A 2,483-nucleotide genomic window follows, 5' to 3' on the forward strand; every position below is an offset into this window, starting at 1 on the left:
ACCCGTCTGCAAAAGCTGGATGACGGTGGCTATGATGCCATCATCCTAGCGGTGGCTGGTCTTGAGCGCCTTGGTATGGGCGATCGCGTTCATCAGATCATCCCGGCGGAAATTTCCCTCCATGCGGTGGGTCAAGGAGCCTTGGGAATTGAATGCCGCAGCAGTGATCCAGATATTTTGGCGCTGCTGACGGCGATTGAACATCGTCCTACGGCGCTGCGCTGCTATGCCGAGCGGGCATTTCTGCGGGAACTGGAAGGCGGTTGTCAGGTGCCCATTGGTGTCAACACCGCCCTTGATGGCGATACCCTAACCTTGACGGGCTTGGTGGCCAGCCTAGATGGTAAGCGGTTGGTCAAAGATACCCTGTCTGCACCCTCAGCAGAGGCCGAATCTCTCGGCGTTCAGCTTGCTCAGAGCCTGAGAAATCAAGGTGCCCAGGAGATCCTCGACGAAATCTTGGCGGAGATTCAGCGAGACGGTTAAGCAACGATGGGGGCGATCGCTTGAGGGATGGGTCATGCCTTGATCTACTCCTCAAGGTTAGGTTAGGGAGTCGCCAGAGCGATCGCTCTCTGGATGATGGGCATGACCATTGGACGACGTTGTCGTCATTAGTTGCTGGATCCACTGCTCCATCTGGGGTGTGAGGGTAATCGGCAGTTGCCCAGAGCGAACATGGAGATCTCGCTGTGGGAAAGGAATTTCTACCTGATGCTCTCGCAGCAGGGCTTCAATGGCGAAATAGAGATCGCTTTTGAGGCGAATTTGTTGACTCGGTTCTGCTGTCCACACCATCACCTCAAAGTCTAAGGAACTATCGCCAAACCCCTTGAAAAATACCTGGGGTGGCGGCGTGCTGAGCACAACTGGGTGACTGCGGGCTGCCTGGAGGAAGACGTCTCTCACGATTTCAATATCAGATCCGTAGGCAATCCCTACGGGGACGCGAATCCGTGAGACGGGGTTACCCAAACTCCAGTTAATCACCTCATTTTCGAGGAACCGAGAGTTTGGCACAATAATAGAAACCTGGTCGAGGGTGCGAATGAGGGTGCTGCGGGCCCCAATATGCTCGACGGTGCCTTGAAATTCGCCCACTTCCACAAAGTCGCCGACTTGGATAGGACGCTCAAACACCAGCACGAGTCCACTACCAAAGTTTTTGGCAATATCCTGCAAACCAAAGCCAATCCCAATCCCTAGGGAACCGGCCAAGATAGCTAGGGAACTGATGTCAATCCCCCAAATTTGCATCAGGGCAAGGCTGCCAAAAAAGACTAGGCTGTAGCGCACAATAATCGCGATGGTGGCTTGGGCTCCACGATTGACCCCGGTGACCGCCAAAACCTTTGCCCGAAAAAGATCGGTGACGATTTTGGACAGAATAAACAGCACGACCACCGACGTTAACAGCAGCAGCATGTCGGAGATCGAGTAGTCGTTGCGTCCTAGGTCAATTGCCGGGGAGGTAAACACCGACAGGAGACTCTGACTGACGACATAGCCCCACTGTCTGCTCCAAGGAAATAACCGAGTGATGCTGAGCAGGCTGGCAGTCCATAGCCCCAGTCGCGCCATCAGGGGCGGTAGACTCAACAGGGCATCTAAGAGGCGGTTGGGCGGTGGGTCACTGATATCGGTTGGCTGATCATCAGTTGTGTCATCGTCTTCACCGTTCGGGTCGGACACAAACTGAGACATTAGGACTGGCTGGACGTAGTGACGCCAGCAGTGCTGCAGACCCCATTGAATGAGGGCTGTGATCACCAGGATGATGCCGGATAATAGGGCTGCCCAGCGCAAATAGGAGAGCGATCGCTCTGTGCGGGCTTGGTCTAAAGCCGATTCCAAGGTTGCTTGCCACTCTAGGGCCTGATTATAGGCTGTGCTTCCAGGCGGCACATCGGCCTCAGTCACCGTAATCAGATGTTGCTCATTGAGGGTAATGATCGGCAGTTTGGTGCGCTCGCCAACCTCAATCTCAGGGGGATCATCTAACTCAATTGCCATTTCTAGCTTTTCATTGACCGTCTGAGCACGCTCCTCGGCTCCAAAAGCTCCTGAAGAATTAACTTGAAATAAGATTTGGCCATCTAGGACAACTGGCTTGGATTCGGGCGATGGAGTGAGTTGGGCGATCGCCCCTGGGGCAATCCCAAGCACCAGACTAACCCCTAGTCCCACCAAACCCAGCATGAAGTACCTGGACATCCAGCGGATGCTCCAAGGGGAGGCGTGACGATTCATAAACGTTCCTAGTAGGGTCTCAAGCAACAGTCTGGCGTTATCTCTCCTCAAGGGGATACCCCCCTGTACCCGGAGGCTAGCGCAAAATGGGGCGATCGCTCGTTAGGAGCAGTCTACAGTGCTTTTCAAGCTAGGTTGGGCCAAATCCGGCAATCGTCCGCTCAATCCAGTCATCAGCCGCAGGGAAAGATGGCGAACGAGCCAGACCCGGTTCATGCCCCATAATCCTAGCC

2 protein-coding genes are annotated in these 2,483 nt (G+C 54.6%); one reads left to right on the top strand and one right to left on the bottom strand.

Features of this window, described 5'->3' with window-relative positions:
• On the top strand, positions 1-486 hold a 486-nt coding region (locus V6D20_09295), incomplete at its 5' end, for a hypothetical protein (protein ID HEY9815973.1).
• Between the two features lie 57 nt (positions 487-543).
• Here V6D20_09295 and V6D20_09300 read toward each other — a convergent pair.
• Entirely contained in the window at positions 544-2,250 is a 1,707-nt protein-coding gene (locus tag V6D20_09300; GenBank protein ID HEY9815974.1) for a mechanosensitive ion channel domain-containing protein, read from the bottom strand.
• Positions 2,251-2,483 lie beyond the last annotated feature (233 nt).

This window comes from Candidatus Obscuribacterales bacterium (genome assembly GCA_036703605.1).
Lineage (GTDB): Bacteria > Cyanobacteriota > Cyanobacteriia > RECH01 > RECH01 > RECH01.